Source organism: Phycisphaerales bacterium, assembly GCA_040217175.1.
GTDB lineage: Bacteria > Planctomycetota > Phycisphaerae > Phycisphaerales > UBA1924 > JAHCJI01.
The window spans coordinates 589,319-615,502 of sequence record JAVJNT010000001.1 but is presented as its reverse complement, the minus strand read 5'-3'; the positions used below and the strand labels follow the sequence as shown (position 1 = coordinate 615,502).

Genomic DNA, 26,184 nt, shown 5'->3' with positions numbered 1-26,184 from the left:
CACTACGAGCCGCTGATGACCTGGTCCAGCCACTCCGCCGGGTGGAGCGCCGTCAGCGCCGCTCCGTCGTGCATCTGGTGCCGGCAGCTCGTGCCCGACGCGATCACGTCCTTGCCATCCGCCGCCGCGCTCCGCGCGTGGGGCAGGGCGCCCAGCTCGCCAATCTTCATCGAGAGGTCGTAGCGGTCCTTCGTGAAGCCGAACGAGCCGGCCATGCCGCAGCAAGTCACGTCGGCCGTGCGGACATTCGCAAACCGCTCGAGCAGCTTCCGCGATTGACCGATGCCGCGCAGTGCCTTCTCGTGGCAATGACCGTGCACGTAGACGTCGGGCTTGGCCTCGACTGTCGGCCGCTGCGGATGCTCGTCCCAGGCGTGTTCAAGGAAGGCCTCGAGCCCAAACGTGCGAGCGGCCAGCGCCTTGCGGTCTGCCAGCGGGACCTCGTTCTTGAGCTGCACCCAGTCATCGATGATGGCCGACAGGCAGCTCGGCTCGAGCACCACGATCGGCGCCGTTGCATCGGCCGCCATGAGCTTCGCGTAGGTGTTCGCGATCGTCCGGGCGGCGTCGTCCAGCAGGCCCGTCGAGATCATCGCGCGTGCGCAGCACCCCGCGTCGATTAGCACGGGCCGGTAGCCGAAAGCTTCAAGCACGCGACCCGCGGCCAGCCCGATGCGTGGCTCGTTGTACATGGTGAAGCAATCGCCAAAGACCAGGACGCGAGGTCGATCGGTCTGCCGGTCCAGCCCGGCGCGCTTCCACTGGCCCATCAGCGAACGCGCAAACGGCGGAAGGCTGCGCCGCTCGTCGAGGTTCAGCAGCTTGCCCGCTGCCCACTTGGCGAGCGAGGTACGGTTGACGGCGTTTGCAATCCCAGGCGTCAGCGAGCCCAGCTTGTTGAGCGTGCGGACGTGGCCGAACACCGTTGCCTGCAGCGTGGGTCTGCCCTTGCTGGCAAATCGCTGGGCCGTGTACTCGGCCTTCAGACGTGCGATGTCGACGTTGCTTGGGCACTCGCTCTTGCACGCCTTGCAGCTCAGGCAAAGGTTGAGCGTCTCCATCGTGCCCGGGTCGCTCCACGGGTCGGCCTCGCCCGTTTCGAGCTGGCCCGTCGTTGCGAGCCGCAGCGCGTTGCCACGCCCGCGCGTGCTGTGCCTCTCGTCGAGCGTGGCCATGTAGCTGGGGCACATGACGCCGCCGGACTTCTTCCGGCAGACGCCCGCGCCGTTGCACATCTCGACCGCGCCGCGGAAGCCGTGCTGGTCCTCATACTCGAAGTACGTGTCGCGGGCGACGACGTCGACCTCGTTGCCTTCTGGGCGGATGCGCGTGCGCTGGGTGATGGTCTCGATGTTGATTGGCGCACCAACGATATTGCCCGGGTTCAGCAGGCCTTGAGGATCGAAGACCGCCTTCACGCGTGCGAAGGCGTCCATCAGCTCGGGCCCGTAGAACCGCTCGAGCAGCGGCCCGCGCACGCGACCGTCGCCGTGCTCGCCGCTCATCACGCCGCCGAGCTCCTTGGCCAGATCGGCGACCTCGACCGAGATGGCGTGCAGCTTCCGCTCGTCCGCGTCGTCGCGCGGATCGAGCGCGGGCCGAACGTGCAAGACGCCCACCGACGCGTGGGCATAGAACGCCGCGAACGTGCCGTGCTTCTCGACGATCGCCCGGAACCGCCGGACGAATTCGCCCAGCCGCTCGACCGGCACGGCGTTGTCTTCGACGAACGTCACGGGCTTGCGGTCGCTGACCATGCCGTGCAATAGCGGCTCGCCCGCCTTACGCAGCGCCCAGGCGGCACCTATCGCCCGAGGGTCTTCGATGCGCTCGACGCCCGCGGTCGGGTCGCTCTCGGCGACCACGCGCACGCCGCCGTCGAGCCGCTCGCGCAGGTCGTCGATGGACTGCGCGAAGTACTCGACGTACAGCACGGCCCGGAGCTTCCCCTCGCTTGGCATGGGCATCGCCTCGGCCGACGCCCGGTGCGTGCGGTTGACCATGGCCAGGTCGATGATCACGTTGTCGACGAGTTCGATTGCCGAGGGCCCGGTCTCGAGCAAGGGCTCGACGGCGGCGATGGCCGCGTCGAGGTCGTTGAAGCCCAGCAGCAGCAGGCCCTTCGCCTTGGGCAGCGGATGTAAGGCGAGGTCAGCGCTCAGCGTCATCGCGAGCGTGCCCTCGCTGCCGCACAGCAGCTTGGCGAGGTTGACTACGTCCAGCGGATCACGCCCTTCGCCTTCGGCTCGCTCGATGTCGTCGAGCACCATGTCGAGCGCGTAGCCCGCGTTGCGCCGGGGCGTCCTCGGGAATCGCTCACGGATCAGGTCGCGGTGCTCCTTGACGATCTCGACGACCTGCGTGGCGATCGCGCGAGCCGCGAGGTCTCGCGAGCCCGCCTCGAAACGCGTCACCGTGCCGTTGGCGAGGCAGGCCTCGATGGCCTCGACGCTCTCTGCCATCCTGCCATAGAGCACCGAGTGCGAGCCCGCGGCGTTGTTGCCGATGCTCCCGCCCACGTTGGCCTGGCGGGCCGTCGAGGGATCGGGCGCGAAGAACAGGCCCGTGTGCGCGATCGCGGCGTTGAGGTCGTCGATCGTGATGCCAGGCTCGACCGTGCACCGCCTTGCTTCGGCGTCGACGGACTTGATGGCCGTCATCCGCACGCTCGTGTCGATCACCAGCGCCCGGTTCGTGCACTGGCCCGCCAGGCTCGTGCCGCCGCCGCGGGGCAGCATGGGCAGGCCGTGGTCGCTCGCCAGCCGGGCAGCCTTGATCACGTCGCTTGCATTCGCCGGGATGACCACGCCCAGCGGCTCCACCTGGTAGCTCGAGGCGTCGGTGGCGTACAGCATCCGGTCGTGGTAGCCGGTCCGGACCTCGCCCTCGATCGCGCCGGCCAGCGCCGTCAGGACGTTTGCGGGAAGGGCGCCGTTGGCATTTGGAAGCTGCGGAAGGCTGAGCGATGGCATTCGGAGATGGTATGGGTCACGGGACTGTCACAAGGCCCGATTGAGTGGACGGAACCCCCGCGCCCGGTCGATCCAAGTGTGCCGGCGTCCGTACATCTCCGGACAGAACCAAGGAGGACTTCCGATATGCCAGCTATTCGTCGTACCACCAGGTCGTGCCTGAGCATCGCCCTCGCCGCCGGCCTCGCGCTGCCCGCCCTTGCCGCCCAGGACGAGGCCCAGGAGCTCCCCATCACCGCCATCACGCTCTATCGCTCGGGCGTGGGCAGCTTCGAGCGCGTCGGCGAGATCAACGGCGACGCCAACGTCTACCTCCGCGTCGACCAGGGCCAGCTCAACGACCTGCTCAAGAGCCTGGTCGTCCTCGACGCCGGCGGCACGGTGGGGGCCATCAGCTACGGCTCGCGCGAGCCCATCGAGCGACGCCTGGCCAGCTTCGGCGTGAACCTCGCCGACAACCCGTCGATGAGCCAACTCCTCAGTCGGCTTCGGGGGGCCAAGGTCCAGATCCAGACGGCCGACAGCTCGGCCACCGGCACGATCACCAGCGTCGAGACGGTGCAGCGGGCCGAGGGCGACAAGGCCGTCAGCACGTTCGCGGTCACGATCTTCACCGGCGCGGGCATCAAGCGGATCGACCTGGACGACATCATCGGCCTGGAGTTCCTCGACGAGCGGCTCAAGAGCGACATCCAGCGAGCCCTCGAGATCCTGGCCCAGGAGCGCGACGAGAACATCCGCACCGTCGAGGTCTCGACACGAGGCGACGGCGACCGCGAGCTGCTCGTCAGCTACGTGCACGAGATGCCCGTGTGGAAGCCGGCGTACCGCCTGGTGCTCAGCCAGCGGGGCGAGCCGATCCTCCAGGCCTGGGCCATCGTCGAGAACACGACCGAGGAAGACTGGCGGCAGATCGACCTCTCGCTCGTCGCCAGCCAGCCGGTCGGCTTCACGATGGACCTGCAGACGCCACTCTTCGTGCAACGGCCCGACATCGCCGTTCCCGGCGGGGCCTTGGCCCAGCCGAAGGTCTATGCCGGGGCTGAAGCGATGCGTGTTGAGCAGCGAGAACTGAGCCGAGCGGGCCGCAGCCGCTTCGCGGCACCCGCGACAGAAGCCGATATGTCGGCGCGAGGGCAATCGAGTCTTGGCCTCAGCACGGCGATGGCCGATTCTGCGGCGGGATTCTTCGCCTCGGCTTCCAGCATGGCGGCCGCCGTGCAGGTGGGCGAGTCGGTCGTGCTGCGCATCGAGAACCCCATCAGCCTCGACCGCCAGCAGAGCGCGATGATCCCGATGCTGACCGAGAGGGTCGAGGCCCGCAAGATCAGCATCTACACGCCCAGCCAGGGCAACCAGCCCATGCTGGGCGTCGAGCTAACCAACACCACGAGCGCCCCGCTCATCAGCGGGCCGGTGGCCGTCTACGACGGCGCCTACGCCGGCGACGCCATGGTGGGCTTCGTGCCGCGCGAGGCCGACCGCATGCTGGCCTACGCCGTCGACATGGAGCTCAAGGCCCAGCAGGCCCAGAACTCCAGCAGCTCGCGAGCCACGTACCGCATCATCAACGGGTACCTCCAGTCCAGCTATGTCCGCACCGTCGCCAACACCTACACGCTTCGCAACGAGGCGGGCAAGGAGCGCACCGTCGTCATCGAGCACCAGCCCATGGGCGGCTGGGACCTCGTCGAGCCAACCAATGGCGTGAAGAGCGACGACGGCATGGTCCGATTCGAGCGCACCGTCGCCGCCGGCAAGACGCTCGAGCTCAAGGTCGTCGAGCGTCGCACCGAGTCGAGCCGTTACGGCCTGATCGACGCCGACCTGCCGAACCTGATCGAGCAGATCAACCGCGGCGCCGAGGCCAGCGACGGCGTCATGGAGGCCCTCCGCGAGGGCGCCCGGCTCAACCGCAAGGTCGCCGACCTCCGAAGCCAGCTTGATCGGATCACCGCGCAAGTCCAGTCCATCCAGCAGGACCAGAACCGCATCCGCCAGAACATGCAGGCAATCGACCGCACCACCGACCTGTACCGCCGCTACCTCGAAACGCTCTCCACCCAGGAAGACCAGCTCGCCGAACTGGGCACCGAGGCCGAGCAGACGCGCCGGGCCATCGAGCAGGCCGAGACGGAGCGACGGAAGTACTTCGAGGGATTGAGCGTGCGGTAAGTGGCGCCGAAACGCCCTGAAAACTCGCGAGGGCGATCACGTATACTCGTGCATGCCAACCACTCGATGCTTCGTTGCAATCTGCGTCTTGACGATCACGTTCTCTGGCTGGAGGGCGATGGCCCTCCAGCCCGATGCTGCCGGGGTCGTCTCCGAGGAAGTGCGCATCCCCGTGCCCGGGCAGGACGTCGTGCTCGCGGGCACGCTGCTCGTTCCAGAGGCCGCGTCAGAAGATGCCAAAGCGCCCGGCGTCGTGCTCATCACCGGTTCGAGCGCCCAGGACCGTGACGAGACGCTCTTGGACAAGAAGCCGTTCAAGGTCCTGGCCGAGGCATTCGTCGCGAAGGGCTACGCGGTGTTGCGTTACGACGATCGCGGCACAAAGGCCCTCGGCATCGGAGAGAGTACGGGCTCATTCGCTGGCTCGACCACCGCTGACTTCGCGCTCGACGCCGCGGCCGCGATCGAGCACCTGGCGTCGCACGACGCCGTCGATGGCTCGAAGGTGTTCGTCTGTGGGCATAGCACGGGCGGCCTGGTGACCGCCAAGCTGCTCCGCGAGGGACGGGTGCCCGCCGGCGCCATCCTGCTCGCCTCGCCCTCGGTCGTCGGCTGGGAACTGCTGTCTTACCAGACCGACAAGATCCTTCGCGAAACCGACAAACGCCAGCCCACCGGCCTGTCGCCAGAACAGATCGACCAGATGGACGCCGTGCAGACCGGGCTCATTCGCGCGGTCGCAGTCGGGGACGAGTCCGAGCGGCGAGCACGAGCGCGCGACGCCATCGATTTCAACGTGCGGCTCGGGGGCGGAGATCCATCTGCGATTCCTGAGGAGACCATGGACACCCTGATCGCCCAGGCACTCGCGCCGCTCGAAGAGACCTGGATGAATTACTTCCTCAAGTACGACCCGGCCGACGACCTGCGGTCAGCCCGGGTCCCGGTGCTCGCGATCTTCGGTGCGCTCGACGTTCAAGTCGTTCCCGAGCAGAACGCCGGTCTTATGGCCGACTATCTCCGCGACGCCGGCGACGAGCGGTCGGCCGTCGTGACGATCGAATCGCAGAACCATCTCTTCCAGGCGGCTCGAACGGGCTTGCTCGACGAGTACGCAACGGCTGGTGAACCGATGCAGCCCATCGTGACCGACATCGTGATTGCCTGGATGGATCGAATCGTGGAAGACTGATGGCCGCTTAGCCGCCACCACCGGCGGACTCGGCCGGTGCTTCGGTCCTCTCGCCCTGTACGACTTCGGCCCGCTTCTGCAAGCGGCCGAAGTAGGCCTGTAGCGACTCCTGCCACTCGACTGGCACGACGTTATCCTCGATGGCCTCGGCTACGCCCGTGCTGGCGGCCTGGACGGCGCTGCTGAACTGGGCGACCGACTCGCCGCGGACGAGCTCGCCGTACACGAGTCGCTCGGCCACGATCGGGCCTTCACCGAGCTGGGTGGGCGTGCGCTGAGCCTGACGATCGACCTCGATGGGCGCGGTCTCTTCGCCGTTGGCCAGCGATGATCCAGTGCCGGCCATCGGCCCGCTGCCGCTGCTGCCCGACGTCAACGACTTCATGCCTCCGCCCATCTGTTGCATCTGCTGCTGGGTCTGGTTGAGCATGGCCTGGGCGGCCATCTGCTCCATCTGCATCATCTCCATCTGGCTGAGCATGCCCGACGAGGCCTGGCCTGCGCCACCCTGGCCGGGGTTCTGGCATGCAGCGGCCATCTGGCCCATCTTTTCGCCCATGCCCTGACATGCCTGGCACGCCTGGGCCATCTGCTGGGCCTGCTGCATGAGCTGCTGCTTCTGGGCGGGCGTCAGGTTCTGCATCTGCTGCATGGCCTGCTGCATCATCTGCTGCATCTGCTGGGGGTTGTTGGCGCTCTGGGCCAGCTGCTGGGCGAGCTGCTCAGCCTGCTGCTGGTCCATGCCGGCTTGCTTCAGCGCTTGCTCCAGCGAGCTGCGGTCCTCGGCGATCTGATCGAGCTGGGCCTGCATGTTCTTGAGTTGCTCTGCGAGCTGCTGCCGCGTCGCTTCGTCGAGTTCGCCGCTGTCGATCTGCTGCGCAAGAGCGTCGAGCTGCTGCTTGGCGGCGGCGAAGTCGCCGCGCGCCAGCTCGCGTGCGAGCTCCGATGCCGGACCGGGGCCGGGCTGCTTCATGCGGCTGAGCTCTCGCCGCATGGCCTCGAGCTGCTTAGCCCGATCACCGTTCTCGATCTCGTCACGCAAGGCCTGCTCGGCCTGCGTCAGCTTGTCGAGCGCCGCCATGCGCAGCGCCTGGGGCGTCTGCATTTCGGGATTCTGCTCGGGCTTGAACTGGTCGAGCGGCTGGCCGGTCTTCTCGGCGACCTTCTGGGCGATCTCTTCGGCCACCTTGATGGCGACCTGCGCCTCTTCCATCTCCTGCTCGGCCTGGGCCTGCTGCTGCTCGCGCTCGAGCCAGCCGAAGATGTCGGGGCTCGTCGCCGGCAGCACCACCCAGATGAGCGCGACCGCGGCGGCCGCGATGGGCGGGACCCTCCAAAGCTTGCCGACGGCCAGCGGCAGCGCGGCGCGCACGTCGACGGCGCTCGCTCGACGGTCGGCATCTGTCCGCACGGCGGCCGACCATGGGTCGGTTGCCTGCTCGTGCAGCCACGCGGTGCTCAGGCTCTCGCGCAGGCCTGCGGCTTCGTCGACGGCCCGGGCAACAGCGACGCCACGCGGACGGGTGATGAGAGCCCAGACCATGGCGCTCGCGATGGCGGCGCCGGCCGCGATGGCGACCGTGGCGACCACGTCGACGCCCACGCCTGCGAGCCAGAGCCCAACCTTGGCGGCAAGCACGCCCAACACAGCCACGAAGCTCGTGACCGCCAGCCGCTGGACGAACAGTCGCACGAACAGGCGGAGCGAGGCCTTGCGGACGACTCGATGAACGGCTTGCATGGTCGCTGCCTCCTGCGGTCGGCTTGGTGGGCTACCCGACAAGACAGTCGGGCGGGCTGGGCCCTCCGATGCACTATTGTACGAAGAGCGGTCGGGTTCGTTGCATTCCGGTTCGGTTATGGCACCTTGGCGGCAGCTCCTCGCTGCCGGGCTCGAGAACAGGGGATACCCCGCATGCATGCCGAACGCCTCGTGCTCGGGTTCTTCTCGAAGCCGTTTGCGAAAGACGCGATCGAGCGGGCCCAGGCAGGGCCGCGATGGTTGTGGTGGCTGCACCTGATCGGCGCCCTCGCGTGGACCATCTGCGTCTGCGGTCGCACCACCTACGTCGAGGTCGGCGGAGCGCTGCTCTGGCTCGTCACGTTCGTCCGGATGCCCTGGGTCTGGCGTGCATTCGTGATGGGTCTCGCGCACCCGCTCTTCCTGGCGATCGTGGCCTGGACGGCGTGGCGCGCGATCTCGCTGCTGTGGTCACCCGACGTCGAGGCGGGCGTCGACCGCATCGACAAGCTGCGGTTCGCCTGGAACATCCCGTTTCTGCTGCCGCTCGCGCCGGTGGTTGGCACGCTGGCGGTCGGTCTGGTGTGCGGCTTCCTGATCTACAACCTTTCGCAGCTCAGCCACGGGCTCAGCCGGGCGGGGCTCGAGTGGCTGCCGCAGTGGGACCGCATGCCCAACCGCAACGCCGGGTGGAACGAGCCGGTGGCGGGGGGCACGAACCTCTGCGCCGCGCTCGGCCTGCACCTGGGCGCGCTGCTGTATGGTCGACGAGGCTGGGCCGCGCTCGGCGGCGTTGGCGTCGTCATCACGCTTGCGGCGATCCTGGCGACCGGCACGCGTGGCGCGTGGCTGGCTGCGGCGGGACTTGTTGGGCTCGCTTGCCTCGCGGGCGCCTGGAAGATCCGGTGGACCGCGAGGCGCGCGATCGTCGCGGGCGTGGTCTTGCTTGTCGTCGCGATCGGTGGAGGTGTGGTGGGCTGGAAGGTTGCCGCCCCGCGCGCGCTCGAGGCTCGCGAAGAACTCCGACAGGTCTTCGAAGACAAGGACTTCTCGTCGTACACGGGCACCAGGCTGCTGCTGATGTGGTGGGCAGTGCAGGCGTTCGCCGACAACCCCATCGGCGGCACGGGCGAGGGCGGCTACCAGCCCTGGGTGCTCAAGAACCTGGCCGAACGGGGCATCGATCCCGCCGACCGCACGCACACGGGGCCGCATCCGCACAACACCCTCCTGCAGCCGCTCGCCAATACCGGCGCCATCGGCCTGGCGCTGTACGTCCTGGTCCTTCTGATCATGGCGCGGCTCGCGTGGGTGATGCGACTGCACGATCATCCCTACGCCGCGGGGGTGCCGTGGGCGTTGCTCGGCTTGTTCGCGGCGTGCATGTTCGAGGTCATGCACATGAACACGCACGTGCTGGCGATGTGGATGCTGCTGCTAGGGCTCGCGGTCGCCGGCTCAGTCGATTACGTCCTCCGGCATGATCGCGCGGTCGGCGGGGACGTCGAACTCGAGGGGGCGCTCGAGGAGTAGATCGGCCTGCCAGGGCTCGAGCCCGCCGCCAGGCCGCTTGAAGGCGAGGTCCTGCATCGTGAGTACGTGGGCTGCGGGAAGATCACACGCCGCCACGATGCTCCGGCGTGCCACCTGCCGCACGTCGGCCTCGATCGGCAAGAGGAACTTGGTCGGCGGCCCGAGGCGTTCGTCGCTGGGATCTGCGTTCCATTCGCCCTCGAACGCCGCGCGGCAGAGCCGAACGTACTCGGCGAGCTGCTCGGGCTCGATGGAGGCGGCGTGGTCGGGGCCCGGACGCGTGCGATCGAGCGTCAGGTGCTTCTCGAGTACGCGGGCCCCGCGCGTGACGGCGAGGGCGCCGGTGTCGACGAGCGTCGTGTGGTCGCTGTAGCCAACCGGACCGGCAAACACGTCGGCGAGGTCGGTGACGGCGGCCACCGACGCGTGCCCGGGGGGCGTGGGGTAGCTGCTCACGCACTGGAGGATCGCAAGCCGATCACGCGCCGGTGCCAGCCAGCCGACGGACCGCTGGACTTCCTCGCGCGAGGCCGCACCCGTGCTGACGATCAAGGGCTTGCCAGTCTCGACCAGCGCTTCCAGGAGCGGCCGGTGCACGAGGTCGGGCGACGCGGTCTTGTACGCGTCCAGTGGGAGCGCTTCGGCGATCGGCAGCAGCGGCAGGTCGAAGACCGTCGCGATCGCGTGCATGCCGAGCTCGTGCGCGAGGTCGACGGCGCGCCGTGCGTCGTCCATCGGTAGCTCGAGCCGGCGGAGCATCTCGCGCGGGTCGCGCTCGCCCGCGTCTTTCTGGTATTCGGCCAGCGTGGCCGCGCCGGCGAGCAGGTCGTCGGCGGTGAAGAGCTGGAGCTTGATGGCGTCGACGCCGGCTCCATGCGCAGCTCGCACCAATTCCTCGAGCATGTCGGCCGAACCGTCGTGGTTCACGCCGAGCTCGGCGATGACGTAGGGCGGGTGCTCGTTCCCGATGGCCCGGTCGCCGATGCGCACGGGTCAGCGGTCCTGCTCGCCCGCGGCCGCCAGGGCCGCGGCGTGGGCCTTCTGCCTGAGGCGCATGAGCGTGGCAAACGTGCCGCGGCCCGCGCGCTCGCGCCGGGTATACGTGCCATCGGGCTGCAGGTCCCAGGCCTGGTCTCGGTCTTCGAGGTTGACGCGTATCGCTTCGTGCAGCCGACGCCGGGCGTCCTGGTCGTAGATCGGGCAGATGGCCTCGAGCCGATTGTTCAGGTTGCGGTACATCCAGTCGGCGCTGCCCATGTACCAGTGGCCCTTGAGCGGATCGCTCTTTCCCGCCGAGAAGTGGAAGATGCGCGAGTGCTCGAGGAAGCGCCCGATGACCGAGACCACGCGGATGTTCTCGCTCAGCCCCGGCACGCCGGGCTTGAGGCAGCAGAACCCGCGGACGCACAGATCGACCTGCACGCCGGCCTGGCTGGCCTCGTACAGCCGTGCCGTCATCTTGCGGTCTTCCATCGAGTTGAGCTTGGCGAAGATGCGCGCCGGCCGGCCGGCGCGGGCGTGCTCGATCTCGGCGTCGATCAACGCCTCGAACGTCGGCCGCATCGTGGTGGGGGCGACGAGCAAGTGCTCGTAGTCGCCCTTGAGCGAGTACCCGGTCATGGCGTTGAAGAGCTCGAGGACCTCGCCGGTGATCCTGGGATCGCACGTGAGCAGCGAGAGGTCGGTGTAGAGCTGGGCCGTCCGCGGGTGGTAGTTGCCCGTGCCCACGTGGGCGTAGGTGCGCAGGCCGTCGCGCTCCCGCCGGACGACCAGCGAGCACTTGGCGTGGGTCTTGAGCCCGACGATGCCGTAGGCCACGTGCACGCCCGCGTGCTCGAGGCGCCGCGCGAAGGACACGTTGCGGTGCTCGTCGAAGCGGGCCCGCAGCTCCACCATGCACGCGACCTGCTTGCCGTTCTCGGCGGCCCGCACGAGCGAGCGCACGAAGGGCGAGTCGCGGCTGGTGCGATAGATCGTCTGCTTGATGGCCAGCACGTCCGGGTCGCGCGACGCGGCGCTCACGAACGCGCGGACCGAGTCGTCGAAGCTCTCGTAGGGATGGTGCGCGATGATGTCCCGCTCGCGGATGGCCGCGAAGATGTCGCCGCGGCCGCTGCGCACGTCCACACCCAGCAGGCGCGGCGGCGTCAGCGGCTTCCAGGGCTTGTCCTTCAGGTGCGGCAGGTCGAGCGAGGCGATCTCCATGACGTCGCCGTACTCGAGCGGCCCGCGGCGGACGTAGACGTCCCCGGGCTGCAGGCCCAGGCTCGTGGCGAAGAAGCCCGCGAGGTCGTCGTTGGGCTCTTCGGTCATCTCCATGCGCACGGGCCGGGCAAAGCGGCGGCGGCGCAGCTCTTCCTGCACGCTCTCCAACAAGTCACCGGCCTCGTCCTCGACCTCGACGCTGGCCGACCGCGTGACGCGGAAGGCGTTGGTCGCCAGCACCGAGACGCCCGGGAAGAGCATGCCGAGGTTGGCGCGCATGACCTGCTCGAGCGGCGTGAAGCGCAGCCGGCCCTCGGCGGCCAGCGCGCTCGCGGGCTCGCCCTCGCCCATGGGGTCGTCGCAGCGGACCATGCGCGGCACGCCGTCGGGGATCTTGAGCCGGCAGAAGCGGCCGAGCCCGGCCTCGGCGGCCGGCGCCTCGGGCGGCCCCCCGTCGCCCGAGAGCAGCACGCCCAGGTTCTCCGACAGGTTGCTGATGAAGGGGAAGCGGTGGCCCGGGTCGATCGACAGCGGCGTCAAGATCGGGAAGACCTCGTCCTCAAACCATTGGTCGAGCCGGGCCCGCTCGGCGTCGTCGAGCTGGTCGTAGCCCACGAGCGAGACGCCCTCGGCCTCGAGCGCGGGCAGGATGGTCCGCTCCCAGCAATCTGCTTGCCGGGCCTGGAGCCGCTCGACGAACGCGCGGACGGCGTCGAGCTGCTGGCGGGGCGTGAGGCCGTCGGGCGAGGGGGCCTCGATGCCCGCGTCGACCTGGCGGCGGATGAGCCCGACGCGCTTCATGAAGAACTCGTCAAGATTGCTCGCGAAGATGCCCAGGAACTTCACGCGCTCCAGCAGCGGCGTGGCCTCGTCCTCCGAGAGCTCGAGCACGCGCTGGTTGAAGGCCAGCCACGAGAGGTCGCGGTTGAACAGCTCCTCGGGCGCCGGCTCGCGCCGGTCGGCCTTCCTGCCGGCCTTGCCGTCGGCCTCGGGGGCCTCCGCCGTGCGTGTTTCCTGCCGCGTCATGCGTCCGTGCTCCCCACTCGATCAGCCCTTCCGTCGGCCTTCCCGGGGGGGAAGGTACGTCGCCACGCAGCGGGGCGCTTCGGTCACGGCCACGCGGGACACCCCGGCCCCCTCGGGCAGGCGGCCCTCCAGGGCCCGCTCCAGCTCGGCAGCGATGACCAGGGCCACGTTCTCGGCGGTGGGCTCGAGCGTGCGGCCGCGGAAGGCCTCGGCCAGGTTGAGGTCGCCGTGGATCCAGGGCTCGACGATCGCCCGCAGGGCCGCCTCGACGGCGTGGAAGTCGCACAGCAGGCCCTCGGCGTCCAGCGTCGGGCCGGCGATCGTTGCCTCGACGAGCCAGTCGTGCCCGTGCTGGGGCTCGCGCTCGCCGCCGATCAGGATGGCGTGCTGCGCGTTGAAGCCGGCCTGGACGGTGATCTCGAACATCTCGGCCATCTCGGGAAGGGTAGGTGGCCGTGCGTCCATGCCCGCCCGTCAAGGCCCGTCACGGCCGAGCGGCGACCGTGGCCAGCGCGAGGCGCAGGGCCCGGACGAGGGTGTGGTACTGCACGCCCCAGGCGAGCATCAGGACGAAGGCGATGATCCACGCGATCGGTTCGAGCACCCACCCCGGCCCGGCCGGCCTGGCCCACGCGAGCGTGGTCGCCGCGAAGACCGAGCCCATGCCCGCCCAGCCGGTCACCGCGAGCCCGCGCGAGCGATCGGCCAGGTCGCCCTCGAGCAGCCGCCGGGCCAGCGTGGCCACCTCCGAGGCAATGGGGCCCGAGACCGCCAGCGTCGGCAGGCACGCCAGCGCGGCCAGCACCAGCAGCAGGCTGGACGAGGCCCGGGGCGTGGGCAGCGTCCGCAGCAGCGCCTCCAGCAGGAACCACAGCACGACCAGCGCCGGGCCGAGCGTCCCGATGGTCCACGCGTACAGCCGCAGCACGAGCCTGGGGACCCACCGCTCGGGCACGTCGCCGATGCGATCGGGGTCGGCCGAGATCAGCCGCAGCCAGCCCTGCCCGGTGCCCAGCAGCGCGAGCGAGACGCTCAGCAAGAGCGGCAGCCTCGCGATCGTCGCGTCGACGAACACGGAGACCGGCACGAACGCCAGCGACATCCAGCCCGCCCAGACGCCCCCGAGCGCATAGTCGGCCCCGCGCGCCAGCCGCTGCCGGTGCTCCTTCGAGCTCGCAAACAAGTGATCCCCGCTGATCGACCGCCCGATCGCCACGCCGCACTCGGGGCAGGCCCCGTCCTCGGGAAGCCCAATTAAGTCGTAGCCGCAGCCGACGCAGGGGAGGCGGTCGGGGACGGTGGGGGTTGCTTGAAGCGTGGGGGACTCCGGGGTGTCCACGCCCCACGATAGAAGCGCACGAGAAAGCGGGCCCGTCGGCCCGCGTTGCAAAGTTGCGTTGTCGGCACGGCCCGGCCGCGTACCGCCTAACTTGCCTTGCTGCTACTCGTGCCCTCGGACACGATCTCGGCCTGCGGCTCGGCCTGCTGGTTCACGCCGAAGCGCACGGTGAAGTAGCCCGGGGCCCCGTCCTTGGTCGAGCTCTGGGCCGTCACGCGGTAGGTCACGTCGCCCGAGCCCGACGGCACGGTGCCATCGGTGAACGACCGCTCCTTGGCGTTGAGCAGGAACACGAACGGCTGCTGCGCGCCGATCGACCGCTCGACGCGGTAGGTGAGCGCGCCGACCCGCGGCGGGTTGGGGCACTTGAAGTCGACCTGCAGCGCCCCGCTCTGCTCGAGCGTGATGGTAAACAAGGTGGGCGTGCCGGGCGCCGGCCGCGGCGTGGGGTCGGCGGGCGCGGGGATCTGCGCATCCTCGTACACGATCGCGGGCGTGTCGCTGCCCTTGGCGAACGTGCGGATCTTGGCAACTTGCAGCGCCGCCAGCTCGCGCATGGTGCCGGCCGCCTCGTTGAACGTGCCAACGGCACCCGACGCGGCGTCCTTGGCCTGGTCACGCGCGGTCAGGCGGGTATTGGCCTCGGAGATCAGGGTCGAAAGGTCCGCCAACTCCGCCGGATCGAGTCCGATCGAGGCGGCGTTGTCGATCCAGATGGGAAGGTGCGCGGCGCACCACGCGACGGCTGCATCGTTCTCTCGTGGGATCGTGCTCATGAGTGCGCTCCTTCGCAAGCAGAAGTGCGGACGGTGGCGACCAACACGAACCGGGCCGCCGACGGCTGTTGAACGACGTGCATCATCGCAGCGTCCTCCAGAGCGCGGTCACCCCGTCACGAGCGGGCGGCCGCGTGAACCAAGATTCCCGGACCACAGCGGCCGGGCAATCCCGGTCATCGGGGCGATCACGGACCGACTCCAGCCCGAGTCCGAGAAAACGAGAAAGTTTCCGGGCCCGGCACGGCGTTGCCAGCGCGTCGCGGCAGAAAACCGCCGCGGGAGGTCGCAGGAGCGGTTTTCGGGGCCGAACGAAGATTCTCCCGAGATTCGCTCAAGCCCGTTTGGGGTGCTGCAGAATGGATTTACCGCGCGGTAAATCCATTTTGCAGCGCGGTACAACGCATCCGCAGCGCGGTACATCCGTTTCGCGGCGCGGTGGAACCACTTCGCAGCGCGGTAGATCCGTTTAACAGCGCGGTAGAACGAATCCGCGGCGCGGTAGATCCGTTTTGCGGCGCGGTAGACCGGCTCGACTGCGCTGCGAAGCTGCTCCCCACAGCGCCAGCCGGCCTGCTACGGACTCCCCCGTGCCTCACATCCGCTGGGCGTGCTCGTCGTCGAGGATCTCTTGCACCCTGATGAGCTTGATGATGCGGTTGGTGCGCTTGTGGAAGTTGGCGGCTTCCTGGACGGCGGCGCTCGAGTAGCTGAAGCCGACGAAGTAGCCGCGTTGGCGGTTCTCGCGTTCCATCACGGCCTTGAACTGGTCGCAGTCGTCGCCTGGCGACCCAATACTGCGGGGTTGCAATGCTCAGTTCTGCTCGCGAAGCTCTGAGCGGATTTCCGTCAAGATCTGTCCGAGCATGTTCTTGCCGCTACCGTCGCCGCCGTCGCCCCAGTAGCGGTCGTTGGCCGTGTGCTCGATGATCTCGGCGTCGCCCGTTCCAAGCAGGATGTCGCGCAGGTCGGCGTGCTGGGTGAACTTGGCGCGGACTGCGGTACGCATGACGTCGTCCTTCACCGACTCCCAGTCCTCGCGAAGCGGACGCTTGCGCGCCCGGCCCATCCGCGCCGCAACCATGGGCGAGGCGGTCAGGCGGATCTCGTCCTCGTGCTCGGTGCCGGCGAACTTCTGGCCCTGGAAATAGTGCTCGTTGGTGCGCCATTCCTTGCCGTCGATCGTGATGGGGTGCTTGGAGAAATTGGAGAAGCAGCCGTACTCGTCGGCAAGGCGATAGAAGCGGATTGGTTCGTCGTTCATCTCGGCTCCGGATCGTCGGTATGGTCTGTTCGCCAGACGATAGAACGTTCTTCGAGATCCAGAAACGGGAAGGCCGCGATCTTCTCGACGACCCCGGCGCGATCAACCAGCGTCCAGCCCTCGAACAATCGATCAACAAAATCAGGATCGAATCCCTCGGGCCACTCCGTGCCACCCCGCTTGGCGGACTCGCGGGCAGCTCGAAAGAAGGCGATGAGCGATTCGTCCTTGGTGGACAGCTCTACACGACCGTGCTCTTCAGGAAAATCGCTGCCCGTCCGAACGACGGTGCCAACGAGGTGATCGTTCCACATGAGCTTTCGTGGTTCGGCCATGGATTGGGACAAGCGTACGCGAGAGAACTGGCAGTGCATCGCGTTGGCACGCGTGCTCACGCACGCGGCTCGGACGGAAGACCCTCACCCCGGCCCTCTCCCGCGAGCGGGAGAGGGAGCGAGAGCGCGATCGCCACTGCGTCTCTCCGTCTCTACGTCTCTACGTCTTTCCCCCCTTCGTCGCTCCGTCGCTCCGTCCCTCCGTCGCTTCCCCCGTACCCTCCCACGTGCCCAAACGCGTCCTCCACGACCAGTACTTCAAGAAGGCCAAGGCCGAGGGCTACCTCGCGCGTTCGGCGTACAAGCTGCTGGAGATCCAGGAGCGGCGGGGGATCCTGCGGCCGGGCATGGCCGTGCTCGACCTGGGCTGTGCGCCCGGGAGCTGGCTGCAGGTGGCCGCGGAGTTGGTGTGTGGGGGTGGGGACGAGGGGCTGGTCGCCGGGATCGACCTCAGCGACGTGCGCGAGCCGATGCCGCCGTGCGTCGTGACGATGCGCGGCGACTTCACGAAGCAGGACGCGGCGACGCTGCTGGAGCCGCTGAAGCGGTGGCGGGGCGATGAACAGGACAGGCCCGGGCTGTACGACGTGGTCATCAGCGACATGGCCCCGAACACGAGCGGGGCGGGCGACCACTACAAGTCGGTGCGGCTGTGCGAGGCGATCCTGGAGCGGCTGCCCGATGTCTTGCGGCCCGGCGGGGGGCTGGTTTACAAGGTGTTCGAGGGCGAGACGTACCCCGACCTGGTGAAGCGCACGGGCGCGATGTTCGCACAGTGCCGGGGCCTGAAGCCGCGGGCAACGCGCGAGGTCTCGACCGAGATGTTCGTGATCGCGACGGGGTATGAGCCCGCGCTCGGGCGGCTGGAGCGGCCCGAGGGCGTGGCGCCGCCGCCGCCGAAGCCGGGGAAGGGCTGGGGCTCGTGACGTTCCTGGCGCCCTTTGCTGCCCTCGTTGCCGCGGCGCTGACGGTGCCGCCCGTGATCGCGTTCTACCTGCTCAAGCTGCGGCGGCGGCCGGTGCGGGTTGGCAGCGTGCTGTTCTGGGAGCGCGCGGTACGAGACGCCCAGGGCAACGCGCCGTGGCGGATGGTGCGGCCGCAGACGCAATTGCTGCTCCAGTTGCTCGCGCTCGCGCTGCTGCTGCTGGCCTTCGCGCGGCCGGTCATCCCCAGCACGCTGGGCGGCCGCGTCATGCTCGTGCTCGACCGCTCGGCCTCCATGAACGCCACCGACGGCGCGGGCGGGGTGTCAAGGTTCGAGGAGGCGCGCACGCGGCTCCGCGCGATGGCCCGCGAGCTGGCGGCCGGGAGCGATGCGCAGGTCATGGTCGTCGCGCTCGGGGCCGAGGCCGTGCCGCTGACGCCGTGGACGGGCGACCGGGCCGTGCTGCTGGGCGCCATCGACGCCGTCGAGCCGACGGACGAGGAGGCCTCGGGCGAGGCGCTGGCCGAGCTGGTGCGCCTGGCCAGCGCGCGGGAGGACGTCGGCGGCGAAGAAGCGGGCGAGGCCACGCCCGACGAGCCGCGCGTGCTGACGCTGGTGCTGGCCTCGGACGGCGCCGTGCCGCCGCCGACCGATCCGCTGCCGGCGAACGTGCGCGTGCGGTTGGAGCCCGTCGGTGGCGCAGCCGAGGCGGGCAACGCGGGCAATGCCGGGATCGTGGCCCTCGCGGCCCAGCGGCAGTACGAAGACCCCGCGACGGTCCGCGTCTTCGCCCGCGTGCTGGCGACCGGCGAGATGCGGCGTGAGCTGCCCGTGCGACTGGCGCTCGACGGCGAGGTCGTCGCCGAAGCCGTCGCGCAGCTCGGGCAAGAGGGAGAGGACGCTGAACAGACCGAAGCAAGCGTGAGCCTCTCGGCCGTCGCGCCGGGCGCGGGCGTCTTGAGCGTGCTGCTGCCCGGCCAGGACGTGCTGGCCGCCGACGACGTCGCCTCGCTCTGGCTGCGCACCGCCGGCCGGCCGCGCGTGATGCAGGTGATTCCCGAGACCGAGCTGGTCGACCCCGACCGGCCCGGGCCGGTGCTGTTGATCGCCGCGGTTCTGCAGGCGATGGAGCTTGGTGACATCCGCATCGTCCGGCTGAGCCGCTACGAGCAATTGGCCGCGGGCGGCGACCTGCCGTTCGACGCGATCGTGTTCGACCGCGTCTCGCCGCGCACCCCGCCGCCGGCGCCGAGCCTGCACTTCGGCCCGCCGCCGCCCATGGAGCGCCGCGATGCGCCGCCGCTGCCGGTGGTCGACGCGGGCGAGGCAGGTGAGGCGGGGGGGGGCACGCGCGTCGTCTCGTGGCGGCGCACGCACCCGGTGATGCGCGACCTCGCGCTCGACCAGCTCGCCGTCGCCCAGCCGCTGATCGAGACCGGCCTGCCCGACGGCGTGCGGCACACCGTGCTGGCCAGCGGCTCGCGCGGCCCGCTGATCGTCGCGTTCGAGGCCGAGCGGCACCGCCGGATCTGGGTCGGCTTCGAGCCGGCGATGAGCAACTGGCCCAAGCTCGTGAGCTTTCCGTTGTTCGTGGCCGAGGCGATCGACTACCTCTCGATGCGCGGCTCGCGCGATGCGGCCGACGGCGTGCGCGCGGGCGACGCCGCGACGCTGCGGCTCGGCCGGCCGCGGACGCAGGTGCGGCTCGTCGGCGCGGGCACCGATCTGGACCTGCGGCTCTCGACGCCGAGCGCGTCGCCGTCGGTTGGTCCCTTCGAGCGCGCGGGCGTGTACCTGCTCGACCAGGCAGCGCCCGGCGACCAGCGCGGCGTCGCGGTCAACGTGATGAGCAACCTGGAGAGCCGGGTCTCGATGCTCGAGGAACTGCCCGCGGGCTTCGGTGGCCTCGAGGCCGACGCCGCCGACGAGCGCACGCGCGGCGGGGAGCGCGAGCTCTGGCCCTGGTTCCTCATCGCGGGGCTGCTGGTGCTGTCGATCGAGTGGCTATTCTCGGCGCGCGGGCTCGCTCGATAGGCGATCGAAGCTTCGCTATCTTCACAGAGCTGGCACGAATCCGGCGTAGCGGCGTCCGAAAAGCCTGCTCGCACGACATTGTCGCGCTGGAACACGCTGCGCCGCGTTCTAATGATGCTCCTGCAGGGGGTTTCGAGCCGGCCTCGCCGACGGCCCCGGCTGAGAGAGATCGGACAGGTCCATCACGGGAGGGAGCGATGAAGAGCACGCTGAGCTTGGCGTCGGTGTTGTGCGCGGTTGCGGGCACGGTTTGCAGCGCGGTGGCCCAAGACATCGAGTGGGACAACGCGGCCGGCGGCATCTGGCACGACGCGACCAACTGGAACCCGATGACGGTCCCGCTGACGTCGGGTCAGGTCGCCGTCATCGGGCTGCCGGGCGCCTACACGATCACCATCGGCTCGGGCGCCGCCCCGCAGATCAACGGCTTCCGGTTCACCAATCCCAATGGCACGGTGGCGATCGGCAACGGCCGAGATCTCTTCCTGAACGGTCCGGACGTGGTGATCAACGGCACGGTGATCGTCAACGACGTCGGGAGCACCAGCCCGAGCCGGCTGCTCATCGGCGAGCCCGATCTGCTCATCAACGGTTCGGGCCAGATCGTGTTGAACGATTCGTCGCCCACCGCAGTCGGCCGGGCACAACTGGTGGACCTCATCGGTGGGTTGTCGACGACGCTGAATCCCGACCTGACGCTGCGGGGCTCGGGCCAGGTAAACCTCGTACTGACCAACGACGGCACGATCAGCGCCGACGTCGCCGGCCGCGAACTGGCCATCATCGGCCCGGACAAGAACAACAACGGCCTGATGGAGGCCGTCGACGGCGGCCTGCTGCGATTGGCGGCCATTGTCGATCAGGGCACGACCGGCCGCATGGTGGCCGATGGCGGCGAGATCCGGCTGATCAGCACGATCATCGGTGGCGAGATCGACTCGTCCGCCGGCCTCTTCGAGATCCGCGCAGGTACCGGCACGCTCACCGACGTCTCGATGGTGACCGGCGACATCGAGATCGAGAACGGCCGCGACCTGTTCATCCGCGGCGGCCTGACGATGGACGGGACGGTCATCGTGAATCGCAACGGCAGCACGTCTCCGACGCGGCTGCTGTTCGGCACGTCGGGCACGCTGGACGGCAACATGACCGTCTTCTTGAACGACAGTTCGCCCACGGCCGTCGGACGGGCACAGTTGATCGACACCGTCGGCGGTCTGACGACGACGCTCGCCGAAAACGTGACCGTCCGTGGCTCGGGCCAGGTGAACGCCACCATCATCAACGATGGCACGATCAGCGCCGACGTGGCCGGCCGCGAGCTTGCCATCATCGGCACGCCCAAGACCAACAACAACCTGATCCAGGTCGACGGCGGGGGCAAGCTGCGCCTGCAAACTCCCGTAAATCAAGGCCCGGACGGGCTCATCGAGATCGTCGACGGCGAAGTTCGGCTGATCAGCACAATCGTCGGGGGCGAGATCGACACGACGGGCGGCTTGTTCGAGATCGCCGGCGGTGCGGGGACGCTCGAAGACGTCGCGCGCGTGACCGGCGACATCGAGATCGAGAACGGCCGCGACCTGTTCGTCCGCGGCGGCCTGACCATGGACGGGACGATCATCGTCAATCGCAACGGCAGCACGTCTCCGTCGCGGCTGCTGTTCGGGACGTCGGGCACGCTGGACGGCAACATGACCGTCTTCCTGAATGACAGCTCACCCACGGCATTCGGCCGGGCCCAGTTGGTCGACGCCGTTGGCAGTCTCACGACGACGCTCGCCGAAACCGTGACGGTCCGCGGCTCGGGCCAGGTCAACGCCACCATCATCAACGACGGGTCGATCATCGCCGATGTCGACGGACGCGAGCTTGCCATCATCGGTACGCCCAAGACCAACAACAACTTGATCCAGGTCGACGGCGGCGGAAAGCTGCGAGTGCAGACGCCGGTAAATCAAGGTCCGGACGGGCTCATCGAGATCGTCGATGGCGAGGTTCGGCTGATCAGCACGATCGTCGGTGGCGAGATCGATACGACGGGCGGCTTGTTCGAGATCGCCGGCGGCGCGGGAACGCTCGATGACGTCGAGCGCGTGACCGGAGACGTCGAGATCGAGAACGGCCGCGACATGTTCATCAGCGGTGACATTACGATGGATGGTACGATCATCATCAACCGTAATGGTTCGACCTCGGCTACCCGTTTGCTCATGAACGAGACGAGCAGCATCGACGGTGACGGCGAGATCCTGCTGAACGGAACTGAACCCACGACCGTCATTGGTCGGGCCCAGTTCATCCACTCAGTTGGCGGACTGACGACGACGCTTGAGCCGACGATGGCCCTCACCGGAAACGGCATCGTCAATGGCAACTTCGTTTTTCGCGGCCGGGTATCGCCAGGCAAGGCGGGCGCAGCCGCGGGAGACATCGGCGTGTTCCAGCACACGGGCACGGTCGAGATGACCGACTCGACGGTCGTCGAGATCCAGCTCGGCGGACGCCTCGACACGAATTTCGACCGCATTGCCGGTACAGCGGTGATCACGGTCGACGGCACGCTGGACGCATCGCTGTTCGATGGATTCACGCCCGACGTGTGCGAGAACTTCGTCGTCATCAGCGGTAGTTCGGTGACGGGCGAGTTCGACACGCTCGTGCCACCGGTCGCCGGCAGCAACCAGCGCTGGCGCCTGTTCTACACTGGCACGAGCGTCGAGCTGCGCAACACCTGCCTGCCCGACATCGATGGCGATTGCTCGCTGACGATCTTTGACTTCCTGGCCTTCCAGAACCTCTTCGACATGGGCAGCCCCGAGGCCGACTTCGACGGCGACGGCTCGCTGACCCTCTTCGACTTCCTGGCGTTCCAGAACGCGTTTACCGTCGGCTGCGGCTAAGCCGGCTGGCCGGCCATGACGCCGGCCGTCCATTGCAGTTCCTTGTCGAGCGGCCTGGGTTCGAAGCCCAGGCCGCTTCGCGCGCGCCCGGTGTCGAGCGAGACGTCCTTGGCGCGGGGCGCGGGCATCGGTACGTCGCTCTGGACGCCGGGCTTGATCAAGGTGGCGTCGAATCCGAGCGAGCCAGCGGCATGGGCGGCGAAGCGAGTGCCGAGCACGTACCGGTCGACGCGCTCGGCGCCAGCGACGTGGTAGGTCTCGCCCGCTTCGCCGTGTTCAAGGCACGCGAGCAGCCCCCGTGCCGCGTCGCGGGCACTCAGGGGCGTGCGCCATTCGTTGGTGAACAAGACGAGTTCCTCGCCGCCGCGTAGGTGCTCGGCCCACGCGGAGAGGAAACAGCCCCGGGCGTTCTCGGCAGCGGGGGGGCCGAAGAGCAGCGGCAAGCGTGCGACGACGGCGTGCGAGCCGATCTCGCGCAGCATCCGCTCCATCGACAGCTTGCTGCGTCCGTACGCGTTGATCGGGTTGGGCTCGTCACTCTCGGCGTACATCCCGCCGGGCCGCTCGCCGTCGAAGACCAGGTCCGTCGAGCACACGACCATCGGTGTGGCACTTCTGTCGTCAACACACGCCTCGGCCAGCAGCCGGGTCGCCAGCACGTTGTCGCGTTCGGCGAGCTCGGGGAACCGCTCGCACTCGTTGGTGCGCGCGTTTGCGGCGCAATGGATCACCGCATGCGGAGCGAGTCGCTCGATGGCATCGCGCGCCGCGTCGTCCTCGGCGAGGTCAATCGTCAGGTGTGGATACGGCGTCGAGGAGGCTCGCGTGACGCCAACGACGTCCCAGCCCGCGCCGGTGGCAACTCGAGCCACGTGCGCGCCCAGGAAGCCGGCGATGCCGGTGATGAGCAGGCGGCGTGGGGCCTCGCTTCGGGCGCTCGTTGGGGGCGTGTCGGACGGCATGCAGTTGCACTCTCTGGTGTGGACCGCGATGGTACCACGCTGGCGTGGCACGGCTCGACCGACGTGGCTCCGGTAGACTACGAGAGCCCCGGGGAGCCCTATGTTCGAGAATGCAGAAACCGGCAGCACGGTCGACAAGGACGTCTTCAAGAAGCGCGTCCCCGGGCTCCGGGTCGACCTGCTCAACGCCCAGTTCGATCTGAGGGATGCCGACTTCTCCGTTCTCATCTTGATCGCGGGCGACGATCGCCTCGGCTGCAACAGCGTCGTCGACCTGCTCAACGAATGGATGGATGCACGGCACCTCAAGACCGAGGTCTTCGTCGAGCCTTCCAGCGAGGAAGCGGCCAGGCCGCGTTTCTGGCGGTACTGGCGCGTCTTGCCGCGGCGGGGGTGCATCGGGCTCTACATGGGCGGCTGGGCACGGCACATCCTCGATGCGAGGATCGCCGGCACCATCGATGACCTCGAGTACGAGCGCCGGGTGAGCCACGCCGTGCGGTTCGAGCGGGCGCTTACGGACGATGGCTCGCTGGTGCTCAAGTTCTGGCTCCACCTGCCGCGCAACGAGCTACGCAATCGGATCGAGCGGGCCGACGCCGATCCTGCTCTGTCGTGGCAGGTCGACGACGTCGACCGCGCCCTGTTGAAGGACCACGATCGGGTGATGCCGATCGTCGAGCGGTACGTCCGCCTGACCGACCGCAGCACCGCCCCATGGCACATCATCGAGGGCGTCGACGAGGACTATCGCGACCTGACGATCGGCGAGACCATCGCGTCGGCGGTGCGGGCCCGGCTGGATGCTGCAGGCCCGGCGGCGTCCGAGCCGGCTGTCACCGAGTCCGAGCCCACGACGCTGACCGCGCCGCAGCGCAGCCCGCTCGATGCGGTCGACCTCGGCCAATCGCTCGAGCGGGACGAGTACAAGGATCGCCTCGGCGAGGCACAGGCCCGGCTGGCCCGGCTCGTCCGTGGCCTGCGCGGAGGTCGATCTCCGGTCATCGTGTTCGAGGGCTGGGACGCGGCCGGCAAGGGCGGGGCGATCCGTCGGCTCATCCGGCCGCTGCCCGTCCGCGACTACCACGTCATCTCGACGGGTGCGCCGAACGAGGAAGAGCTCGCACGGCACTACCTCTGGCGATTCTGGCGCGACGTCCCCGCCAACGGACGCATGGCGATCTTCGACCGCAGCTGGTACGGCCGCGTGTTGGTCGAGCGCGTCGAGGGCCTGGCCTCGGCGACCGAGTGGCGCCGGGCGTACGAGGAGATCAACGACTTCGAGGACCAGCTCGCCGAGCGTAGCTTGGTCGTCATGAAGTTCTGGCTGCACATCGATCGAGACACGCAGGCGAAGCGTTTCGAGCTTCGATCCCGGACCGGCTACAAGAAGTACAAGCTCACCGACGAAGACCACCGCAACCGGCTGCGCTGGGACGACTACAAGGCCGCCGCCAACGAGATGATCGCACGCACGAGCACGGAGATCTCGCACTGGCACCTGGTTCCCGCCAACGACAAGCGGTTCGCCCGTGTCAGCGTGATCGAGTCGGTGTGCGAGCGGCTCGAGCGGCTGGAGTGATCGCGGTCGCGTTCACGGTTCCGAGAACGACCGACGCGGCAGGGGCTCCGTGGGTGTTTCCTCGTTCGTCGGCGGGGCTCTCTTGCAAGCGCCATGGGCTCCTGATGAAGCTCCATGAACGACTGATGGACGTCCATCGGCTCTTGATCGGCCTCTATCAGCTCCTGATCGGCCTTCACCAACGACTGATCGTCCGCCACGAACTCCTGATCGTCCTCCATCAGCTCCTGATGCTCGACGATCAGCTCTTGATGGAGCTCCATGAACGACCGATGCTCGACAATCAACGACTGATCCTCGAGCATCAACGCTTCCTGGGGGCGCCAGGGCGGCTTTTCTATGGGACGAGAGGGATGGCCCGGGGATGCTGGGTTCTGGGACGGAGGCAATGCAACGAACTTGATTCGGCTTCCCGAATAGCGAGGGGCAGCAACGAACGGACACGAACGCCGCTCGGAGTTCGATCATCCACGACCGGCAAGTCTGCGCGGTTGGATCTCACATTGGATCGGCAGGGCCATCCCAGCGTGCGCGGGCCGTCCAGGTGCCGGTCCGAGTTTCGCTGGTCACTTCGCACCCAAGCACGGCCGCCACCGCGTAGACCCTGCTGGGCAACGCCAAGCGATCGAGGCCCGTGGCGGCGGCTTCGATGCGCAGCGCGAGCTCGCCGCGCGGCGCGTCGACCACGACCGATTCGATGCCGCCGTCGCCTGCTGCTAGGTCGAGCGCCACGAAGATGGGCAGCGCGAGCGCCGTCAGGCCACTGTCGGTTGCCGGCAGGGCGTGGTCGCACTCGTGCGGCCCCGTGCACCGCACCTGCCGCCCCACGACGGCGTGGAGCAGGTGTCGAGTCCGGCCCCACCACTCGCCGACGATGGTCGCACCGCTGGACGCATCGTTCGACACCGGTCGGACGCAGGCCAACGAGGCCCGATTGTGATCAATGCTCTCCATCAGATCACCGATCCGGGCGGCGATCTCGGATGCCGGGCCGGGCGAGTTCGACGCCCTCTCGAGCAAGCTTCGGCTCGGATAGAGCACGTTGCCCAACTCATGGCGGACCGCCGAAGTCCAACGCTCCAGCAGTTGCACACGGGCCTCAACTTGTTCGTCAAGGGCCGACGCCTTGGCTTCGATCAGGGTCCTCGCGTCCAACTGGCACCCCCTTCCGTCATGCCACCGGGATCACACTAGTAAAGCGTCGCGAATGGCTTCGAGGG

At 68.5% G+C, this 26,184-nt stretch carries 19 protein-coding genes; 7 read left to right on the top strand and 12 right to left on the bottom strand.

Annotated features, from left to right (window positions below; all coding sequences use genetic code 11):
* Positions 1–2 precede the first annotated feature (2 nt).
* Positions 3–2,972, bottom strand: a complete 2,970-nt coding sequence (locus RIA68_02675; protein ID MEQ8316339.1) for an FAD-linked oxidase C-terminal domain-containing protein — start codon at positions 2,970–2,972, stop codon at positions 3–5.
* A gap of 126 nt (positions 2,973–3,098) precedes the next feature.
* Here RIA68_02675 and RIA68_02670 point away from each other — a divergent pair, with 126 nt between their 5' ends.
* Complete coding sequence (locus tag RIA68_02670) at positions 3,099–5,147, top strand: hypothetical protein (protein ID MEQ8316338.1); 2,049 nt, start codon at positions 3,099–3,101, stop codon at positions 5,145–5,147.
* Positions 5,148–5,199: 52 nt separating this feature from the next.
* Entirely contained in the window at positions 5,200–6,339 is a 1,140-nt protein-coding gene (locus RIA68_02665; protein MEQ8316337.1) for an alpha/beta hydrolase, read from the top strand.
* A gap of 7 nt (positions 6,340–6,346) precedes the next feature.
* Here RIA68_02665 and RIA68_02660 read toward each other — a convergent pair whose 3' ends face one another.
* Positions 6,347–8,080 (bottom strand): hypothetical protein, encoded by a 1,734-nt coding sequence (locus RIA68_02660; GenBank protein ID MEQ8316336.1) that lies wholly within the window; start codon positions 8,078–8,080, stop codon positions 6,347–6,349.
* A 174-nt stretch (positions 8,081–8,254) separates the two neighbouring features.
* Here RIA68_02660 and RIA68_02655 point away from each other — a divergent pair, with 174 nt between their 5' ends.
* On the top strand, positions 8,255–9,613 hold the full coding sequence (locus tag RIA68_02655; protein ID MEQ8316335.1) for an O-antigen ligase family protein: 1,359 nt from the start codon (positions 8,255–8,257) through the stop codon (positions 9,611–9,613).
* Here RIA68_02655 and RIA68_02650 read toward each other — a convergent pair.
* The 8 genes from RIA68_02650 to RIA68_02615 form a co-directional block, all read right to left on the bottom strand.
* Positions 9,539–10,603 carry an N-acetylneuraminate synthase family protein gene (locus RIA68_02650; protein MEQ8316334.1) on the bottom strand — a complete coding sequence of 355 codons (1,065 nt, stop codon included), beginning with the start codon at positions 10,601–10,603 and terminating at the stop codon, positions 9,539–9,541. The genes RIA68_02655 and RIA68_02650 overlap by 75 nt on opposite strands.
* A 3-nt stretch (positions 10,604–10,606) precedes the next feature.
* Positions 10,607–12,844 carry a polyphosphate kinase 1 gene (gene ppk1, locus RIA68_02645; protein MEQ8316333.1) on the bottom strand — a complete coding sequence of 746 codons (2,238 nt, stop codon included), beginning with the start codon at positions 12,842–12,844 and terminating at the stop codon, positions 10,607–10,609.
* Positions 12,845–12,865: 21 nt separating this feature from the next.
* A complete protein-coding gene (locus RIA68_02640; protein MEQ8316332.1) occupies positions 12,866–13,279 on the bottom strand; it encodes a 6-carboxytetrahydropterin synthase in 414 nt (137 codons plus the stop codon).
* Positions 13,280–13,328: 49 nt separating this feature from the next.
* Positions 13,329–14,183: a hypothetical protein gene (locus RIA68_02635; GenBank protein ID MEQ8316331.1), complete on the bottom strand. Its 855-nt coding sequence runs from the start codon at positions 14,181–14,183 to the stop codon at positions 13,329–13,331.
* An 86-nt stretch (positions 14,184–14,269) separates the two neighbouring features.
* Complete coding sequence (locus tag RIA68_02630) at positions 14,270–14,959, bottom strand: hypothetical protein (protein MEQ8316330.1); 690 nt, start codon at positions 14,957–14,959, stop codon at positions 14,270–14,272.
* 595 nt (positions 14,960–15,554) lie between these two features.
* Positions 15,555–15,770: a hypothetical protein gene (locus RIA68_02625; protein ID MEQ8316329.1), complete on the bottom strand. Its 216-nt coding sequence runs from the start codon at positions 15,768–15,770 to the stop codon at positions 15,555–15,557.
* A 3-nt stretch (positions 15,771–15,773) separates the two neighbouring features.
* Positions 15,774–16,223, bottom strand: a complete 450-nt coding sequence (locus RIA68_02620) for an NADAR family protein (GenBank protein MEQ8316328.1) — start codon at positions 16,221–16,223, stop codon at positions 15,774–15,776.
* Positions 16,220–16,558, bottom strand: a complete 339-nt coding sequence (locus RIA68_02615) for a hypothetical protein (GenBank protein MEQ8316327.1) — start codon at positions 16,556–16,558, stop codon at positions 16,220–16,222. The genes RIA68_02620 and RIA68_02615 overlap by 4 nt, the downstream gene beginning before the upstream one ends.
* Before the next feature lie 227 nt (positions 16,559–16,785).
* Between RIA68_02615 and RIA68_02610 the strand changes: the two genes are divergently transcribed.
* From RIA68_02610 to RIA68_02600, 3 genes are all read left to right on the top strand, one after another.
* The gene (locus RIA68_02610) at positions 16,786–17,484 is read left to right on the top strand and encodes an RlmE family RNA methyltransferase (protein MEQ8316326.1); all 699 of its coding nucleotides are present in this window, start codon (positions 16,786–16,788) and stop codon (positions 17,482–17,484) included.
* Positions 17,481–19,517, top strand: coding sequence for a VWA domain-containing protein (locus tag RIA68_02605; protein ID MEQ8316325.1), 2,037 nt, complete (start codon positions 17,481–17,483; stop codon positions 19,515–19,517). Before RIA68_02610 ends, RIA68_02605 begins: the two co-directional genes overlap by 4 nt.
* Before the next feature lie 197 nt (positions 19,518–19,714).
* Complete coding sequence (locus tag RIA68_02600; protein ID MEQ8316324.1) at positions 19,715–22,420, top strand: GC-type dockerin domain-anchored protein; 2,706 nt, start codon at positions 19,715–19,717, stop codon at positions 22,418–22,420.
* Here RIA68_02600 and RIA68_02595 read toward each other — a convergent pair.
* Entirely contained in the window at positions 22,417–23,382 is a 966-nt protein-coding gene (locus tag RIA68_02595) for an SDR family oxidoreductase (GenBank protein ID MEQ8316323.1), read from the bottom strand. The genes RIA68_02600 and RIA68_02595 overlap by 4 nt on opposite strands.
* Before the next feature lie 100 nt (positions 23,383–23,482).
* On the opposite strand from RIA68_02595, the gene pap reads away from it, so the two are divergent.
* Positions 23,483–24,964: a polyphosphate:AMP phosphotransferase gene (gene pap / locus RIA68_02590; protein ID MEQ8316322.1), complete on the top strand. Its 1,482-nt coding sequence runs from the start codon at positions 23,483–23,485 to the stop codon at positions 24,962–24,964.
* A gap of 498 nt (positions 24,965–25,462) precedes the next feature.
* Here the strand turns inward: pap and RIA68_02585 are convergent, their stop codons facing one another.
* Entirely contained in the window at positions 25,463–26,119 is a 657-nt protein-coding gene (locus tag RIA68_02585) for a hypothetical protein (GenBank protein MEQ8316321.1), read from the bottom strand.
* Between the last annotated feature and the right edge of the window lie 65 nt (positions 26,120–26,184).

Coding starts and splice junctions, on each gene's coding strand:
- RIA68_02675 (MEQ8316339.1), bottom strand. CDS start 2,972: ATGCCATCGCTCAGCCTTCCGCAGCTTCCAAATGCCAACGGCGCCCTT.
- RIA68_02670 (MEQ8316338.1), top strand. CDS start 3,099: ATGCCAGCTATTCGTCGTACCACCAGGTCGTGCCTGAGCATCGCCCTC.
- RIA68_02665 (MEQ8316337.1), top strand. CDS start 5,200: ATGCCAACCACTCGATGCTTCGTTGCAATCTGCGTCTTGACGATCACG.
- RIA68_02660 (MEQ8316336.1), bottom strand. CDS start 8,080: ATGCAAGCCGTTCATCGAGTCGTCCGCAAGGCCTCGCTCCGCCTGTTC.
- RIA68_02655 (MEQ8316335.1), top strand. CDS start 8,255: ATGCATGCCGAACGCCTCGTGCTCGGGTTCTTCTCGAAGCCGTTTGCG.
- ppk1 (MEQ8316333.1), bottom strand. CDS start 12,844: ATGACGCGGCAGGAAACACGCACGGCGGAGGCCCCCGAGGCCGACGGC.
- RIA68_02640 (MEQ8316332.1), bottom strand. CDS start 13,279: ATGGCCGAGATGTTCGAGATCACCGTCCAGGCCGGCTTCAACGCGCAG.
- RIA68_02630 (MEQ8316330.1), bottom strand. CDS start 14,959: ATGAGCACGATCCCACGAGAGAACGATGCAGCCGTCGCGTGGTGCGCC.
- RIA68_02620 (MEQ8316328.1), bottom strand. CDS start 16,223: ATGAACGACGAACCAATCCGCTTCTATCGCCTTGCCGACGAGTACGGC.
- RIA68_02615 (MEQ8316327.1), bottom strand. CDS start 16,558: ATGGCCGAACCACGAAAGCTCATGTGGAACGATCACCTCGTTGGCACC.
- RIA68_02600 (MEQ8316324.1), top strand. CDS start 19,715: ATGAAGAGCACGCTGAGCTTGGCGTCGGTGTTGTGCGCGGTTGCGGGC.
- RIA68_02595 (MEQ8316323.1), bottom strand. CDS start 23,382: ATGCCGTCCGACACGCCCCCAACGAGCGCCCGAAGCGAGGCCCCACGC.
- pap (MEQ8316322.1), top strand. CDS start 23,483: ATGTTCGAGAATGCAGAAACCGGCAGCACGGTCGACAAGGACGTCTTC.